The 16,585-nt window shown below is 35.3% G+C and carries 14 protein-coding genes; 4 read left to right on the top strand and 10 right to left on the bottom strand.

The genetic code is table 11. The features are described from left to right. Positions 1-26: 26 nt before the first annotated feature. Positions 27-581 (top strand): TlpA disulfide reductase family protein, encoded by a 555-nt coding sequence (locus tag M900_RS15130; RefSeq protein ID WP_021275896.1) that lies wholly within the window; start codon positions 27-29, stop codon positions 579-581. Here M900_RS15130 and hutI read toward each other — a convergent pair. Genes hutI through M900_RS15085 form a run of 9 tightly spaced genes read right to left on the bottom strand, consistent with a single transcriptional unit; the run spans position 576 to position 9,837 of the window. Then, on the bottom strand, positions 576-1,793 hold the full coding sequence (hutI, locus tag M900_RS15125) for an imidazolonepropionase (protein WP_021276021.1): 1,218 nt from the start codon (positions 1,791-1,793) through the stop codon (positions 576-578). The two genes, M900_RS15130 and hutI, sit on opposite strands and share 6 nt — an antisense overlap. Continuing rightward, positions 1,793-3,334, bottom strand: coding sequence for a histidine ammonia-lyase (gene hutH / locus M900_RS15120; RefSeq protein WP_021275795.1), 1,542 nt, complete (start codon positions 3,332-3,334; stop codon positions 1,793-1,795). The genes hutI and hutH overlap by 1 nt, the downstream gene beginning before the upstream one ends. A gap of 7 nt (positions 3,335-3,341) precedes the next feature. Then, positions 3,342-3,995: a ribulose-phosphate 3-epimerase gene (gene rpe, locus M900_RS15115; protein ID WP_021276044.1), complete on the bottom strand. Its 654-nt coding sequence runs from the start codon at positions 3,993-3,995 to the stop codon at positions 3,342-3,344. Beyond that, positions 3,992-4,942: a methionyl-tRNA formyltransferase gene (fmt, locus tag M900_RS15110; protein ID WP_021275828.1), complete on the bottom strand. Its 951-nt coding sequence runs from the start codon at positions 4,940-4,942 to the stop codon at positions 3,992-3,994. Before fmt ends, rpe begins: the two co-directional genes overlap by 4 nt. A gap of 5 nt (positions 4,943-4,947) precedes the next feature. After that, entirely contained in the window at positions 4,948-5,529 is a 582-nt protein-coding gene (gene def / locus M900_RS15105; protein ID WP_021275751.1) for a peptide deformylase, read from the bottom strand. 37 nt (positions 5,530-5,566) lie between these two features. Beyond that, positions 5,567-7,162, bottom strand: coding sequence for a glycosyltransferase family 39 protein (locus M900_RS15100; protein WP_021275876.1), 1,596 nt, complete (start codon positions 7,160-7,162; stop codon positions 5,567-5,569). Further along, positions 7,159-8,262 (bottom strand): LptF/LptG family permease, encoded by a 1,104-nt coding sequence (locus M900_RS15095; protein ID WP_021275854.1) that lies wholly within the window; start codon positions 8,260-8,262, stop codon positions 7,159-7,161. Before M900_RS15095 ends, M900_RS15100 begins: the two co-directional genes overlap by 4 nt. Continuing rightward, positions 8,259-8,978 (bottom strand): CFI-box-CTERM domain-containing protein, encoded by a 720-nt coding sequence (locus tag M900_RS15090; RefSeq protein ID WP_021275776.1) that lies wholly within the window; start codon positions 8,976-8,978, stop codon positions 8,259-8,261. Before M900_RS15090 ends, M900_RS15095 begins: the two co-directional genes overlap by 4 nt. 1 nt (position 8,979) lies before the next feature. Then, positions 8,980-9,837 carry a hypothetical protein gene (locus M900_RS15085; RefSeq protein WP_021276065.1) on the bottom strand — a complete coding sequence of 286 codons (858 nt, stop codon included), beginning with the start codon at positions 9,835-9,837 and terminating at the stop codon, positions 8,980-8,982. 141 nt (positions 9,838-9,978) lie between these two features. Here M900_RS15085 and M900_RS15080 point away from each other — a divergent pair, with 141 nt between their 5' ends. Further along, positions 9,979-10,998: a hypothetical protein gene (locus M900_RS15080; protein WP_021275874.1), complete on the top strand. Its 1,020-nt coding sequence runs from the start codon at positions 9,979-9,981 to the stop codon at positions 10,996-10,998. A gap of 101 nt (positions 10,999-11,099) precedes the next feature. Beyond that, positions 11,100-13,151: a hypothetical protein gene (locus tag M900_RS15075; protein WP_021275736.1), complete on the top strand. Its 2,052-nt coding sequence runs from the start codon at positions 11,100-11,102 to the stop codon at positions 13,149-13,151. Between the two features lie 33 nt (positions 13,152-13,184). Here M900_RS15075 and M900_RS15070 read toward each other — a convergent pair whose 3' ends face one another. Next, positions 13,185-14,630 carry a hypothetical protein gene (locus M900_RS15070; protein WP_021275761.1) on the bottom strand — a complete coding sequence of 482 codons (1,446 nt, stop codon included), beginning with the start codon at positions 14,628-14,630 and terminating at the stop codon, positions 13,185-13,187. 86 nt (positions 14,631-14,716) lie between these two features. On the opposite strand from M900_RS15070, the gene M900_RS15065 reads away from it, so the two are divergent. After that, positions 14,717-16,549, top strand: coding sequence for a transglycosylase domain-containing protein (locus M900_RS15065; RefSeq protein ID WP_021275968.1), 1,833 nt, complete (start codon positions 14,717-14,719; stop codon positions 16,547-16,549). The last annotated feature ends 36 nt before the right edge of the window (positions 16,550-16,585 follow it).

The raw sequence follows: 16,585 nt of genomic DNA, 5'->3' as shown, positions 1-16,585 counted from the left end.
TACTATATGTTAGTAGGTAGGTTGGTATGCAAACAACAAAGAAATTTTTTCCATTAAATATTGTAGTAGTGTTGTCAGTTATTTTACTGGGAGTATTTGTAATACCTCAGTACGACTCGCTATTTGCAAAAAAGAGTGAAAATATTTCGAAACAGTTTAAGCACTATGAATCAATGCTATCGACACTTGAATTTAAAAAAGATGACGGAACAAAAATCGAAAATAGTGAACTTCAAAAAGGATTTGTAATTGTTAATTTTTGGGCAAGCTGGTGCCAGCCATGTCTTGAAGAATTTCCATCATTAGTGTCCTTGAGAACAAAATACGATAATAGTAAATTGAAAATTATTGCAATTAATTCTGATGAGCCAGGTGATATTGCCTCGGTGAAAAAAACAAAAGACAAGTATAAGTTAAACTTTGATATCGTTTTAGATTCCAAAGGAACACTAACAGACAAGTATATGGTTTCTTCAATACCTGTATCTATTATTTATCACAATGGTAAAGTTATAGAGGTATCTAAAGGCTCTAAAGATTTTTTAGCTGAAGAGTTCCTTGAAAAACTAAATAGTCTATAACTTTTGAACGGCGAAGTTTCGGCCCCAGTTATAAGTAATCTCACTTACATTCTTTACATTAAAAAATGAAAAGCGCGGCTTCTTACCTGCAATAATCGCTCCCTGGTCTGTTAGTCCCAATGCATGAGCAGCATTCAGAGTTATTCCTGTCCATAATTGTGCCGAGTTCAATGGATACATTGGAGCACTTAGAGAAGCAACAAAGAGGACGTTATCAAAATGACATGATCCAGGGTTATAGTCAGAAGCGATAGAAAGTTTACAGCCTGCTGCTAGCATCTTTTTGGCATTGGCTTGAGGTTTACCTAAAAAAAATCCAGTACCTGGTAGAACAGTTGCAACAGTACTTGAATTTGCTAGATCTGTAATACCTTTATCTCCTGTGCATAGAAGATGGTCAGCACTAAGGGCCTGATAGTTTGAGGCTATTGTCGCACCACCATTATCGTTGAATTCATCTGCATGGATTTTAATAGCGAGATTGAGTGATTTCGCAACGTCAAAAAGTTCGCGAGTATCTTTCTCATCAAAATAACCAGATTCGTGAAAAATATCTACGGCATCGATGATATTCTTCGGTGCCAAATCTTTAAGCAGAGGAATAACAACTTGGCGTAAGTATTCGGAAGACGATTTAAATGACTTTGGAACAGCATGAGCTGCTAAGAAAGTATTAAAAATTTGAACACGTGGATAAAAATGCTTTTTAAGGCGGTCGATAATTAACGACTCTCTTAACTCACCATCATATGTGAGGGAGTATCCACTTTTAATCTCGATAGTTCCAATTCCATATGAAGCGATACGATTAATTCGTTCGACAGCAAGATCGAAGAGCTCTTGTTCAGATGCTTTATTCGTTTCATTCATCGTGTAGAGAATACCACCACCAGCATTCGCTATGGCCTGGTAATCGGCACCATCTAATCTCATTTTATATTCATTGGCACGGTTACCGCCAAATACGATATGTGTATGGGAATCGACAAGCTCTGGCGTAACAACGAGATCTGAGCAGTCAATACGATCAGTGATTACACTGTACTGCTCAGGAAGTTGTGAAGTATGTCCAACCCAGAGAATATTATCATTATCAAAAACAACAGAGGCATTATTAAGGATCGAAAGATCTTCTGGTAGAAGATGGCGACCGTCTTTATTTAGTGCAGACTCGAGTGTTAATAACTCAGAAATATTCTCAAGGATTCTCATTAATTCAATTCTCCAATAACTTTCTCTACAACAGATAGAAGTTCGTTATTGTTGATAAGGGCTTCGATATTGTTCATATCCTTATAAAATATTCTGTCGTCTTCAATCATTGGCACGGTTTTTCTAACGTGTGCAATAAGAGCTTCGATAGCTGGTGAAGATTTAAGTGGTCTTAGTAAATCAATTGCTTGAGTGTTACATAGAAACTCAATTGAAAGACACTTTGTCAAGTTATCTAAAACTTCATGTAGTTTTCTACCAGCGGTCACGCCCATTGATACGTGGTCTTCTTTGTCAGTTGAAGTTGGGACAGAGTCAACGCTTGCTGGGTGACATAGGTATTTGTTTTCTGAAGTTAATGCTGCTGCTGTTACGTGGGCAATCATTAAACCACTATTAAGTCCTGAATTAGGAGTTAAGAATGCTGGAAGATCAGAGAAAGTTGGGTTCATCATTTTTTCAACTCTTCTTTCACTAATATTACAAAGTTCTGCTAAGCCGATTGCAAGATAGTCCATGGCCATTGCAATTGCCTCCCCGTGAAAGTTACCACCAGAAATAACTTCGTCTTCGTTGACAAAGATTAGAGGATTGTCTGTTACTGCATTAAGTTCAATTCCTAGTACTTCCTTACTATGAGCAAGGGTTTGTCTACAAGCGCCGTGCACTTGTGGAACACATCTTAAAGAGTAAGGATCTTGAACTTTTCCACAGTCTGGGTGAGAGTGAAGAATTCCACTTTCTTCTAGTAGTTTATTCAAATTGATTGCAGATGCTAATTGACCAGGATGTGGTTTTAGACTGTGAATTTTATAATCATAAGCAGAAGCCGTTCCGCGAACACCTTCAAGAGTACAAGCTGCAGCAATGTCAGCAAGCTTTACTAATCTCTCTGATTTATAAATTGCAAGAGCACCTAGTGCTGCCATAACAGCAGTACCGTTAATTAGCGCGAGGCCATCCTTCGGTCCTAGTATCACAGGTTTTTTGCCAATCTGATGAATTGCGAAGTCAGACTTTTGAGCTTTACCATCAACGACAACTTCGCCTTCACCAATTAGAGCAAGAGCAATGTGTGATAGTGGTGCAAGGTCACCAGATGCACCAACAGAGCCTTTCTCTGGTACTACTGGAGTAATATCATGATTTAGAAAATCAATGAGTAGTTCAATTGCTTCAATAGAAACACCTGAATAACCAGAAGTTAAACAGTTTGCTCTAAGAAGCATAATTGCTCGAGTCACTTCACGTGAAAAAGGTTTACCAACGCCAGTACAGTGAGAACGAATAAGATTTACCTGTAATTGAGATAAGTCTTTTTTAGCAATGTGCTTAGTTGCGAGTGCGCCGAAACCAGTATTGATACCGTAAACAGGCTCACCTTTCTCTACGATTTTGTGTACATATTCGCGTGACTTTAAAATACTTTCTTTCGCTATTGGAGATAGCGACACTTTAACGTCAGTTGTTTTTGCATTAGCAACAAGAAAGATGTCTTCCATTGTTAAGCTATGACCATCAATGATAATTTCTTTTCCCATAAACCCTCTATTTAATTTTTAAACTTTCAATTCTGTTTGAATACTCGTCTGGACTGGCGCCAAAGATATATGATCCCGCGACAAGATTGTCTGCTCCGGCGTGAACAACATCTTTGACAGTATTATTATCAATTCCACCATCGACTTGAATTTGATAGTGATAATTATTCAACTTCTTAAGCGTAGTGAGATCTTTTATTTTTTGAATCGAATCTGGCATAAATTTTTGTCCACCGAACCCAGGCTCTACAGACATTACCAATATAAGATCAACAAGATCTAAAACATCTGGAGTGAGTGAACTAACACTTGTGCCAGGTTTGATGCTAATTCCAACACTTGGATAATACTTCTTAGCCTTGGTTACAAGTGCCAAAATATCAGATACCGCCTCTACGTGAAAGGTTACATTTTGAAGTTTAGTATCTTTTAATTCTTCTATATGAAAATCAGGATTTGTCACCATTAAGTGCATATCAAGAGGAATTTCAGTGATTTTTGCAAGTTGCTTAATTATTGGGATACCAAAAGTCATGTTTGGAACAAAGTGACCATCCATGACATCAAGGTGAAGCCAAAGGTCGTCACGCTTTCCAAGAGAGTTGATATCTGTTTCAAGATTCATGAAGTCTGCAGAAAGAATACTTGGAGAAATAATCACAAATGATCCTTTGTTAGCGTTAAATTAAGATCTCCCTGGAGACCATTTAAGTAATCACGGTCACTACAAGCCTTCTTGCCTTCAAATTGAAGAGAAAGTAGGCGCAGGCATCCTTCAGCTGTTCCAAGAACTAGTTTGTTCTCTATGACCTGTATACTTCCAGGTGAAACTTTGTAAGACTCTTTAGAAACATCAATAACTTTAACCCTTTTGGAGTTAATATATGTATACGTGCCAGGCCAAGGTTTTAATGCACGTACTTTATCAAAAATAACTTTAGCAGACTCAGTTTCAAAGTTAATTAAACCATCTTCTTTTTTCAATGTTGGTGCAAATGAAACATGAGCTTCGTCCTGAACTTTATAGGAAACAGTTCCATTTAAGATATCAGTAATAAGATCATTAAGAGTTAGAGCAGCCTGAAACTTTAAGCGGGTATAAAGTTGTCCGCCAGTTTCATCGGGAGAGATGGTAACAGGGTGTTCTTTAACAAGATCCCCAGCATCCATTTGCTTCACCATCTTTTGAATAGAAACGCCTGTCATTTCATCACCATTGAGTAGAGCGTACTGAATAGGTGCGGCGCCTCTGTATTTTGGAAGAAGTGAAGTGTGGATATTAAAACAACCAAGTTTTGGGAGTTGAAGAATTTTAGAACCAAGAAATTGTGCAAAAGCTAAAACAACAAAGAAATCTATTTCAGCTTTCTCTAGTTCAGCTATTGAATCTGGTTCGCGATTAATATTTTCTGTTTGGATAAGTTTGATTTTATGCTGTTTTGCAAATTCTGCCACTGGTGGTGACTGTAGCTTATGCCCACGTCCTGCAGGACGATCGGGCATAGTTATCACTGCATGGAGATTAATACTTGGGTGATTAGCTAGAAGCTCAAGAGCTGGAACTGAAAAATCAGGGGTACCACAGAAAACTACATTAAGTTTTTTCATGAGTACTATCCTTTTTTCTTTTTTGCTTTTAGATACTTCTTCGTTAAGAAATTTCTTTTTAGAGTACTTAGTCTTTCAAGAAATACAATGCCATCAAGATGATCATTCTCATGTTGGATACAAACTGAAAGGAGTTCATGTGCTTCCATTTCATGGTGATCACCATTGATATCTTGGTATTTGATTTTGATATGTTCACTTCTTGAAACTTCTTCGTAAATTCCAGGAACAGATAAACAACCTTCTTCATAAAGAATTTCACCAGAAATTTTTTCAATAACTGGGTTGATAAAGATTTTTGGTTGGAAGTCTGAAAGAGCAAAGTCTTTAGAACCATCTGCCTTAGTAATTTCTTCACGATTGTAATCGATATCCATTACAAAAAGACGGATTGATTTACCAACTTGCGGAGCCGCCAGGCCAATTCCTGGTGCGTGGTACATTGTGTAGAGCATATCCTTGCAAAGTTTTTTCAAGTCTTCGTCAAAAACTTCAACTGGTTTAGCTACTTGTTTTAATACTGGAGCTGGCATCGTAAAAATCGGAAGCAGCTCGCCCTCGAGAGTGTAATTTTCTAATATATTCATAACAATTCTATAGCATGCGTGCTATGCGTTAGTCTAGTTATAGTTTACACTCAAAGAGGACGTATTTGGTTCTTATCTTATTGATATTATTAGAGGAAATTGCATCAATAATTTCATGCATTCTAGTTCTACGCTTCCATATTTTCCAGTCAGTTAAAATAGAACAACTTTGGGCAAAATTAAGCGATTGGTAAGAATCAAAACTGAGTATGAATATTGATGTATTGTCGATATTTTCACGTAATCTGTGGGGCTGCATAAGAGTCATATCTCTTCCTATTGCTTCCTCAATAAAATATGGTTTATTCACAAACCCGGCAAGGTTTCTATCTCCGATAAGTTCTATTGCCTTAGGTGGAAGTTGAGCAGGTATAAACTGTGGTGCAACGAAAACCCAAATCCACCCAATAAAAATTAGACAAGATAAAGATTTGAGAGAAATATTCTTGGATTTGATAAAAACTATGATACTCAAAATAAGAATTGAAAGTGTAAGTATCATGAATAAAGTCAAATTATGATGCTCAGGAAATAGCTCTGCCTTGAATGTCGGTATAAGTAGTACACCAATTACAAAACTCATAAAAAGTGTAATAGAAATATTTGCAAATTTAGAAATGAGTATCTTATTGTCATTGAGACCAAAAAGAATAAGCGTTAAGAAAAATGGAATCGCTGGCATTGCATAGTGATGTGACCGTTGAGTTGGGATAAGCCAGATGACGAAAAAAAAGAAACAATGAATAAAAATGAAATTTAGAAAATCATTACTTAGATTAAATGAGCGGTATTTGTTTTTAATAATACTTGGAAGGTAAAGACTCCAAGGAAGAGAAAATATAAGTAGCCCCTGGAATACATGTCGAATTGGATAGCTTTTTGTAGAAAATTTTCCCATGTTCTCACGAAGGAAAAAGTAATTAAAGAATTCATCACCATAAACAACATATGAGCGAATAAACCATAGAGAAGAGAAGAAAAGTGTGCATCCAACATAGATTGAAAGGGTTTTAAAAGGTATTTTTTCTTTCTTAATAAGGAAGTTAAAAAGTATATAGAAGCCAATAGAGGCACTACTTAACACAAAAGAAACAGGCCCTTTTATTAAAATCGAAAGCGAGATGAAGAGCGTTGCAAAAAAAAGGTACTTCTTAGTTGGGGACTTTAAATATTCATAGAGAAAGAGAGAGCCAACAAAGCATAAAAGACTAAGTGGAATTTCCATCATAAAAATTCGACCGTATTTTATTAGGCCAACTGAAGAAAGGAAGAAGAGAAAAGTCGCATAGGGCGCAATTTTTGTTCTCTTTTCGAGTAGTTTAGCCGTGATAAAAATAGAAACAATTGTAATAAACGCAATCGATAATCGAGCAGCTTGAATGTTCGTGAAAAACCCAGTTTCATATAGAGGAAAAGGAAATAAAAAGTGTAGAAATGGTTTAGACCAATGACGAGCTCCTCGATAATAAGGAGTAAGCCAAGAATTAGCTTCAAACATTTCTTTAGAAATTTGTAAATAAAAACCCTCTGTTCCTTGTCTTAAAGCATCAAGGTTTGAAAGATCAAAGAAATAAAAAAAACAAACGATTAATATAGCGAAAGGGAGAAAATACTTTTTAAGTTGCGTAATCAAGCCAGTTTCCTATTTTTATAAAATACTACAAATATAAATACAGAGAAGAGGAAAGGTACCGTAAAACATGCAAGAAGTGGAATGATTTTTAAGTTCTTACCTAGTTCAATGAAATACGTTTGGACAAGCCAGTAGAGTAAAGTAAAGGTAAAGACAAAGCTTGCACTTTTCCCAAAAGAAGAGTTTCGTCTATTTGGATTAAAGATTGGTATCGCAGCCAATAGTGCAAATATAATACAAATGATGGAATCTGAAATATGTTTATAAAAAATCACTAGATATTCACCAATATTAATTCCACTTCTTCTTAGCTGTCTAATGTAGTCATAAAGCTTAAAAAAGCTCAGAGTTGTAATATCAGATTCAATTTTCTTGAAGTCTTCAAGTTGTTCATTGAGAAAAATTGGAGAAACATATTCTTCTATTCGAGGAAAGGTTGGTGTATTCAAAAGAGCAATTTCTTTAACATTGTCAGGTAGCCACGTCTTATCATTAAAATTGTAAGACATTGATGGAATAGATGTAATCTTCTTTAGCTTATATTCTGTATCAAATGAGTAAATGTTAATATTGAAGAGCTTGTTTGCTTTAGTATCAAAGTGTGAAAAAGAGAAATAGTAATCACCGCTTTTGTACCAAACTTCACCACTTCCAATGGTAGATGAACTGAGACCTTGCGTTTTAAGACTTCTAAACTTCGTTACAGAATCCTCGAGAAGATCAAATCTCTTAGAATTAATATAAGGTGATATATAAGCACTGAGGATAAATTGTAGAACAGCGACATATGTACTAACTTGTAAGAGATCAATAATATATGATTGGCGTGAATATCCTGCAGCGAAGATGGCCGTTAACTCATTTCTATTCTTTAGTTTATTAATACTAAAAAGAGAGGCGATAAGACATGAAACCGGAAGGATCTGAATCATAAAGTTGGGCACTTGAATTAAGTAGCTTAGAAGAACTTCAGAAGCAGAAACATTACCACGCATAAAACCAGTAACAAGATTTCCAACAGATAATAGACTCAAGAGTGCAACGAACGCAGCAGCACAAAAACGGATCCATTCTCTTGTTATAAGTTTTCTGATAATCATAATATAAAAATTTTAAGTACCCTATGAGTTAATTTCAAAAAAGGTTTTATCAGAAAATTTGTAATTATTGTATTGAGATTCTTGCGATTATCAAGAAAGTCCACAAGTCTTGGCGATACAGAATAGTATGTATCAACAAAGAGAGCCCCAACTCTCGACTCTAATAAAATAGATTTAAACTTACGTAAGTCATCAAGAATGAAGTTATCATTTGATGGGTAAGCATGAGTCGCAATAAAACAAGCTTTTGATTCTACATTAATCCTCGCTAGTGCTTGTTCAAATGCTTTTTTATTATAGACTTTCTTGCTCTTGATAAATTTCTTTAACATTTGAGCATTAACGTGTTGAAATTTGAAACCTAGAGTAAATGAAATAAATTGCTGAAGACAGCGAATACATTCTTTTTGTAGCTTTGGACTACGATCGTATGAACGTGCAAGATCCCAGTAAGCATGGCTTATCAAAAGCATCTCAGTTAAATCCTTTACCGGATCAAACATCTTAGGAGACAGTTGTGGCTCAGTTGTCCTGTTATATGCTGCAAGGATGCCAAGGTATTGGGAGTATTTTTCAACGGCTTTTGGTATTTCGCCTTTCGATGAAAATTCCTGAGCATGTTTAAGGACCTTGAGTCTATCTCGGTAGGCATTAATCATGCCATCAGAGTGTTTCTCTTCTTCTTGTGATTTATCTTTCTTATCTTTTGCGGCCATTCTAGAATCTATATGAGAGTGAAAAAGAAGTTTCTTTAATTTCTTCTTTATCTTGTTGAAGTTCTAAGCTTTCGGAAACTTTAGTGTTCTTCAATGCTAGATCAATTACAAGTTTCGGTTGTACCCAACCAATTCCAATACCATTTCCTCTTTCTTTAAGTCCCTTATCCTCGTAAGCACCTACACGAAAGAAGAAGTCGTTGAAGATTCTTACTTGTGCAGCAGAGCGTATTAGAGATTTACTGTTAAGGTCTTCTTTATAATCAGCACCAACATCAAGCATGAGCGTAATGTAATTAAGAACTGTGTATTGTGCACCAAGTATTACTTTAGACTCCTGTGGGTTTTTTCTAAGCGGATCAATCGCAACAAATCCAAGAGAGAAGTCTTGATTCACGACATGAAAGACACCCGGAACAAACTGTTTGTAGTTTTTAGTTATAACTTGGTTTTGGAAACGATATTGCTTCTTCACATCTTTATATGTAATACCTGCAGCAGACTTTTTTCCAGTTGTTGCTGCGAAGGCAACATTAAATTGTTTATTTTTAAGTCCATCGGAAGAAGATTTAATATAAGCAACTGATCCCTTAAGGTTCTTACTTGAATCAGAAGCAATAAACGCATAGTTATCAAGTTCAGATGAATTATCATCATTTGTTATAGTTGAGGAAAACTTTTCAAAATAAATGGAAGATAAATTAAAGAAAGCGAGTGGCGCAGGGTTTGTAACAGTTGCCTCGTTCATTAAGATAGATGCTACCCCAGCTCCGGCCGTAGATTTAGTCCTAGCAGTTTCAAAATTAAGAGTCTTTGCGAAAGTAAAAGTTGTTAGCAAGCATGCAAGAGTAAACTTCATGTTATCTCCGAGATTAAATTTTATCTAATTTTATGATAAAAAAATGGAAAGGTCGAACAAAGAAAGATGAAGCGAAATACTCAAGTAAATTGAGCTGGATGATATTGAGTAAATGTGTAAAATAGAGTCGTGGAGAAAATTATGAAAATTTTAGTATTACTTTTAACTTTAAATACATTTGCAGCAATTCCAACAATGGAAGGGCTGTTTAGAAACTCAATCAATCCTGATATTACAGACAATTTGATCGTTGTAAATGTTAAGGCGAGTGTTAAGCCCCATGAAGAGGAAGCAGTAGCAGATACAGCATTTTATAAAGTACTTATCAACAACACATCTGGAGAGAGAAAAGAAGTAATTATAGCAAAGTATGCTACGGCTGAAATGGACAATGATCATATTATTGACGTTAAATTTTTAAGCAATGAAATGGACTTATTAAAAGAAGAAAATAGAACCATGAGAAACCTAAATTTTGCAACACTGAGTATGTTCACTACAAACTCTTCTGTAATGATAAGCAAAATTATTAAAAAATTCGATAGTAACTATACTTTGAATAGTGAATTGGTCAATTTAGAGAAGAAAGAATTATTTGCTAAGTATAAAAAATATCTCATTAACAAAAATGAGTACGATAAGAAGAAAAAGCAAATGAAGAAAGATGGAATAACTGTAGAAGAGGGAGCTGCATTAGTGGAGCCAGTTTCTCCACTCACTTCTGAGGATGAAGAAGAGAAAAAAAGAATTGAAGGTATGTTAACAGGATCTATCTATAATCAACAAACACACATTAAGCTTAGTAAAGATGGCGCTGAGTTTTTTTGGAATATTGAAACAGATAGACTAACAGCAAAATTCAAAAATGAGACACATCAATTAAAGAGTTTGAAGTTGAACATGGAGATAGATGAGGTAGCTATTATTCCAAATGATTATGTTACTTTTAAACAATACCAACTACCCAAAAAATATTTATTCAAAAACAAGCAGTATGAAAATGAGATAGAGATTGTTAACTACTATACATTTCAAAGTAAGAATAAATCATTCTCTGAGAGAGTTAGTGAATACAAAAAAATCATTGAAAACACAAAATATACTCAACCAGAAAGCTCTGATAACCAACCACAAATTCTGTTAAAAGATACGTTTTTTTAGACGTAAGTACCTGATAATTCTCCATTACAAGAAAAAAAGTCAAGAATTCACCTCGTTTGTCCGAAAGGTAAACGAGGAATATTTTTTTATAGGAAATTATCATGAGAAAAACGAAAAAAATTCTTACTACTTGTGTCGCTTTAGCGGTAGCTGCACCATCATTTGGAAAAGTAAGACTAGGGTCTAGAATTGATAACTCACCTGGTATAGGTTCTTCAACTAATGGAACTAGCCAAGACAGGCCTTATACAAGTGAACCTGCTAGAGACGCAACAGTATCAGACATAAAATGTGATAAAGGAAACGCTGTTTCTTATGATTTTATAACAAGTCTTACAGGCAAGCCTGTTGAACTTGAAACGAAGAATGGTGAAGTTATAGTTAATATTCCTGAATACTTTAACGGCTGTATTGATAAAATAAATCTTTCATCAAAAGTTGGTACAGATAATAACCTCTATTTAAAATTTGATATAAAACCTTCTCCAGAGATGGCCGCGATGCCTGGTGATACTCTGGAAATAAAATATGAAAACTGTATCGACGAGCTAAAGAAATCACGCCCAGAATTAATTAAGGATGGTGTGATTGATTATAATGTCGCTGATAAGCAGGGATTCATCACTCGCGGTGGATTCAAGAAAGCGGTTTCATTTAGTGGTGTTGATAGTAGTAGAGACTCAGAAGTTTTAGTAGTTTCTCCACAATCGTCATCTGTTTACAATGCAACAGTTTTTTCAAATGTTCCAAATGGCTTAGGCGATTCTACTGAAGCAAAGTGGAATTGTATGAAAACTGAATCTCCACAGAATTTAGCATTTAGACTATACCAAACAGAGAAAACACGACTTTTAGATCAGGCAGAAGCTGTTTGTAAAAATCCGAATGCATCACTTCATGACGTAGATGCAATCCGTGAAGACTTATTAAAAGCAGATACGCTTGGGAACTTCACTCCGCTTATTCAGAGTTTGAATAAGATGAAATACAATCTTCTAAAAGAAGAAGTTGATGAGATGGCAGAGAAGCTAGATAATATCGAGGATAAATTTCAGCCTTCTGAGGAAGATGTAGAGGAAGGAAAGAAAATTGGTGTCAGTAAATCAGAAGCTAAAAAACTTGGTAAAGAATATGAAGCATTAATGAAAAGATTTAATGATGAATTGCTTCCTCAAATAAAGAACGATCTTAAAGTACTTCTTGCAGAAAGAGAAGATGCTGATGACGATAGAAAAGAAGCTATTGATGAAGAAATTAAAAAACTTTCAGAGCTGATATCAGTATTCAATAGAGAGAATTCGGAACGTGGCGATAAGTTCGTTACTTTTATTCGTGGTCTGAAGGAAGCGAATATGAAAAGTGCTACGAAGGAATCTTTCGAAGCCGTAGTAAACGCACAACTGTATAAACGAGTGTATGAAGGTGATACTGATGATAGAGGTACGAAGATATCTCTCGCAGAAGCTGAAACAAAAAGTAAGCAAATGTCTAATGATAAGTATCTTAAAACTGTTAACCTTTGGGATGACGAAAGACAACTTAAGAGTGGAAGTAGTGCACCAATAGAAAGAAGAAGGAAAGTACTTGCTGAGTTATACTCACGTAGTCAGCAAGAGAGAAAGCAGTTTCAATCAGGTTTTCAATCACAACAAGAATATATACAGCAGTATATGACTCGAGGAGATAAGGCTTACTGTGGTGATGGTCTCTATTCACAAAGTTGTCAGAATTGGATGCAGAGAAAGACTCAATTATATAGTGGCTTTCAATCAACTATGCAGAATAAGAATCGTCAGTTTATGAACGAGTGGAGTAATAAATATGGAAATGCTATTACTCAACAGCAAAACTTAATTTCTAGCTATCAGACAATGAGTGATCAATATCAAGCTGCAAAACTAAGAAATCAAATGGCGAATGGAAATTTATTTGGAACTGAATCATATACTGGTAATTACGACTATAGCTTCTTTGATGTTGGCAATAGTGCAACAGCAGGATTAGATTTCATGCCTTATGTTGATTTTTCGGGAGCTCAAGTGAGTCAACCGATGCAGCAAATGCAGATGTTTCCACAGCAACAACAGATAAGAGCTCCTGCAGCCGGCGGAAGTACTTTTACAAATCCATATCAGTATCAAGGTTATAGATAAAAAAAAGCCCACATAATGTGGGCTTTCTTATTTTTAGAACTTAACGTTCACAAATGCTTTTAATGCATAACTGTTTTTTGTCTTATTCTCTTGAGCTTCGTTTGTGTAAGCGAAGTAATCACCAGTGAAGAAGTAACCAAAGTTACCACCGATTGTTACAGCTGTATTCCATTGATATTTGAAATTTGAATCAATTTCAAATCCTAGATCATCCTTTTGATCGTAATTAGCAGTGAAGTATTTACTGTTTGTGTGGTTGTAAGCAGACTTACCTGCTTTTGCTACTTCTTCAGCTCTTGCCCAGATAACACTATTTTCCCAAGTCCATGAACCAGAATTATAAACGTGTGCGAATTTAGCATAGAAAACGTTACTAACATAAGAATCGAAAACATTTTGATTCTTGTCAGCTACAGCACCAAGATTGTATCTAAACAAAATATTCGCAATTTGGAAATTCGGGTGAAGATACATAGCTTCGTAAGAAGACTTTGTTCCAGCGTCACCAGAAACTTTACCAAGGTTAAACTTGATCGCGTGATTACTGTTGAAGTTATATGTATTGTGCACAAGGAATGCTTTAGCCTTGTACTTTGCAGCATCTGTATCATTAAACATGTGGCCAACATCACCGCTTAAAAGAGGAATCTCAACTTCTGTTGTGAAGTTTCCAACACCTTTTTTAAAATAGATATCAGTTACGGTTACATCAGTCTTTCCTAAGTCTCTTACTGTTCCAGTACTGTCATCTTCAAGTTTTGCGAAGTTACTAGCACGATTTTTTGCATAAAGAAGACCAAAAGAGAAATCTGTATCTAAGTTGTTATAAAAAATCTTAACACCTGTTTCTTTAACACGTGCAGATTTAGTTAAGTTTTCACGAGAACTAATTTTTGCGTAATATGGAGAAATATTGAAATTACCAATTTTAAAATCAATAGTAATTCCATCTCTTATTGTTGCATGTCTAGTCGACATATCTTCACCATTATTATGAAGTGCTCCTAATCCCCAGTTTGTCGCTTGACGACCAACTGTGTAAGTTGCTGTGTCCGCATAGAAAACAGCGTAAGCTTGAGTTAGGTTAAGCGAACTATCAGAAACAGTGTCATAATTATAAAGAGCACTTGTAAATCCAGTCGTATTAGAATTTTTTCTCTTAGACTGATTACTTTCCCCAAGTCTTCCACCGTGTCCATATCCAGTAGTTAGCTCTGCCTTAAAAGTCGTTGAATCGTTGATAACGATTTCTGGCTTTAGTTTAAGAATATAAGTTTGAAAGCTTGCATTAGATTTTTCACCACCTGCAAGATTAACTTCTTGAGATCCATCACCTGGAGTACCAGCTGTTGCATCTTCAATATTTCTAAATTCTTCAATTCTATGTGTATCAACCTGAAACTCACCGTGCCAGTCAATTGGAAGAGCAAATGCAGGAAGTGTCGATAGTGCAATAAGTGCTATTTTTGAACTTTTCATTTTGTAAATCACCTCTTTAGATTAAAATATGATATTGATGATATAGGAATTAGGTCAATGAAGTCAAAGAAAGTTGGTGAAACACTGTGTTAAGATACGTTAAGATATTCTCTGTGGTTTTTGTAATTATAACTATTGCGGTTGGTGTTGCGATATCAAATATAATCGAGGAGTCTGGAGTTAGTGATTCCCTGAAAGAAACAGAAATAACTAAAAAAATTATAGACATAAACTTTGAAGAAGGGGCGTTACTTAGGGAAACTGATTTTAATGTATTTAGGGCTTTTTCTAATGAGTTAAAGTTTGATGAAGTAATAAACAAAAATCTTACTCTCGTAGATAAAAATACTCTCGAGGTAATAAATGATTTTACCCTCGCTAACCTTAGAAAAAATGACTGTAAAAGTAATCGCTGTGTTCAATATAAAGTTCCATTTTCAAAAATTCCAAATGTGTTGAGCAGGGGTCTTATTGGTATTGAAGATTACCGATTCCTTGATCATTTTGGAATCGATGTGGTTTCAATATTAAGAGCAATAGTACAAGATATAAAAGCAGGAGCTTTGGTTCAAGGTGGATCGACCCTTACACAACAGCTTGTGAAGAATCTATTTTTTACTAATGAAAGGAAGTTTAAGAGAAAAGTTAAAGAAGCTATTCTTGCGATCTATATTGAACTCAAATTTGATAAGACAACAATATTAGAAAACTATTTCAATGAAGTATTCTGGGGTAGTATCAATGGTATTTATATCAAAGGGATTCAGGCAGCTGCGCTAACATACTTTGGTAAAGATATTGAGCTTCTATCTCAGTATGAAGCAGCGATAATGGTGTCTATGCTCAAGGGACCTTCGTATTATAATCCAATAAGACAAACAAAACGATTGCGTGACCGTGCAGACTTTATTTACTCGAAACTAAAGGACCTTAATTTGTACAATCGAGGTTTTGAAACTAAGTGGAATGATAAAGAGTGGGAAGAGTGGGTTATTAAGCTTAATGTGCTTCAGAATGATAACTATATTGAATCAATATATTTAGCTACAGAAGATTATAAATCGGACATGCAGTATCTGAAGTACAAAGGAATATTAGAATCTCGAAAACTTCTCGATAGTAAAAAAGAGATATCAACAGATCTATCGGTAAAATTCTTAATAAGTAATAAAAATATAACTTTAAGCTACTATAATAGATTTGAGCGAAACAAAGAGAAAGCTATTAAGGATGAGAAGCAACAGATTGGTAGTACAATCAAGCCGCTACTTTACAGTATACTCGTTGGTTTAGGAATTAACTTGGATGACCAAGTTTCGATGGAGCCAATGGTGCTTAAGTTGAAGTCCGGGACTTGGGCTCCGAGGGAATCACACGAGATTGAAGAAAAGGAGATTACGGCTAGAAGGGCCCTTCAAGAGTCGTTCAATAATCCTTTAATTAGACTGGTCGAAAAGGTTGGCTTTGAAACATTTGAAAAAGAGATGGAAAAGATTTTTCCTGAAATGTTAAAGCCATTAGCCGAGTATCCAGCACAGCTTCTAGGGACAACAGAAATCAGCATCAATGAGCTAAACCAAAAATACCGGGAAATGATACAGACTGAGTGTGCTAGGCCTGAACATAGTGTACTCGAGGCACTTGCAGACGTAAGCAAAACAACGATAAGGCGTGTTGTTAAAGATAAACTTACGCAATTTAAGATATTTGGGAAAACAGGGACTACCAATAATGGGTTTGATAACTGGTTTGTGGGATACGATGGGCATATCACATATGTGATTTGGACAGGTATAGAAGAGGGTCGTGATAAACTAAAATCATTGCCATTATATGGATCGAATACATCGTTTAAAATATTTCAGGAATCATTATTGTACTCTGGCCGAAGGTTGGGTGCGTCATTGTGTCAATTATAGTAAAAATAGTCTTGTCAAAAGTGAAAACTGCGAGTA

This window comes from Bacteriovorax sp. Seq25_V, assembly GCF_000447795.1.
GTDB lineage: Bacteria > Bdellovibrionota > Bacteriovoracia > Bacteriovoracales > Bacteriovoracaceae > Halobacteriovorax_A.
The sequence above is the reverse complement of the archived record's forward strand: the minus strand, read 5'-3'. Positions and strand labels throughout refer to the sequence as shown.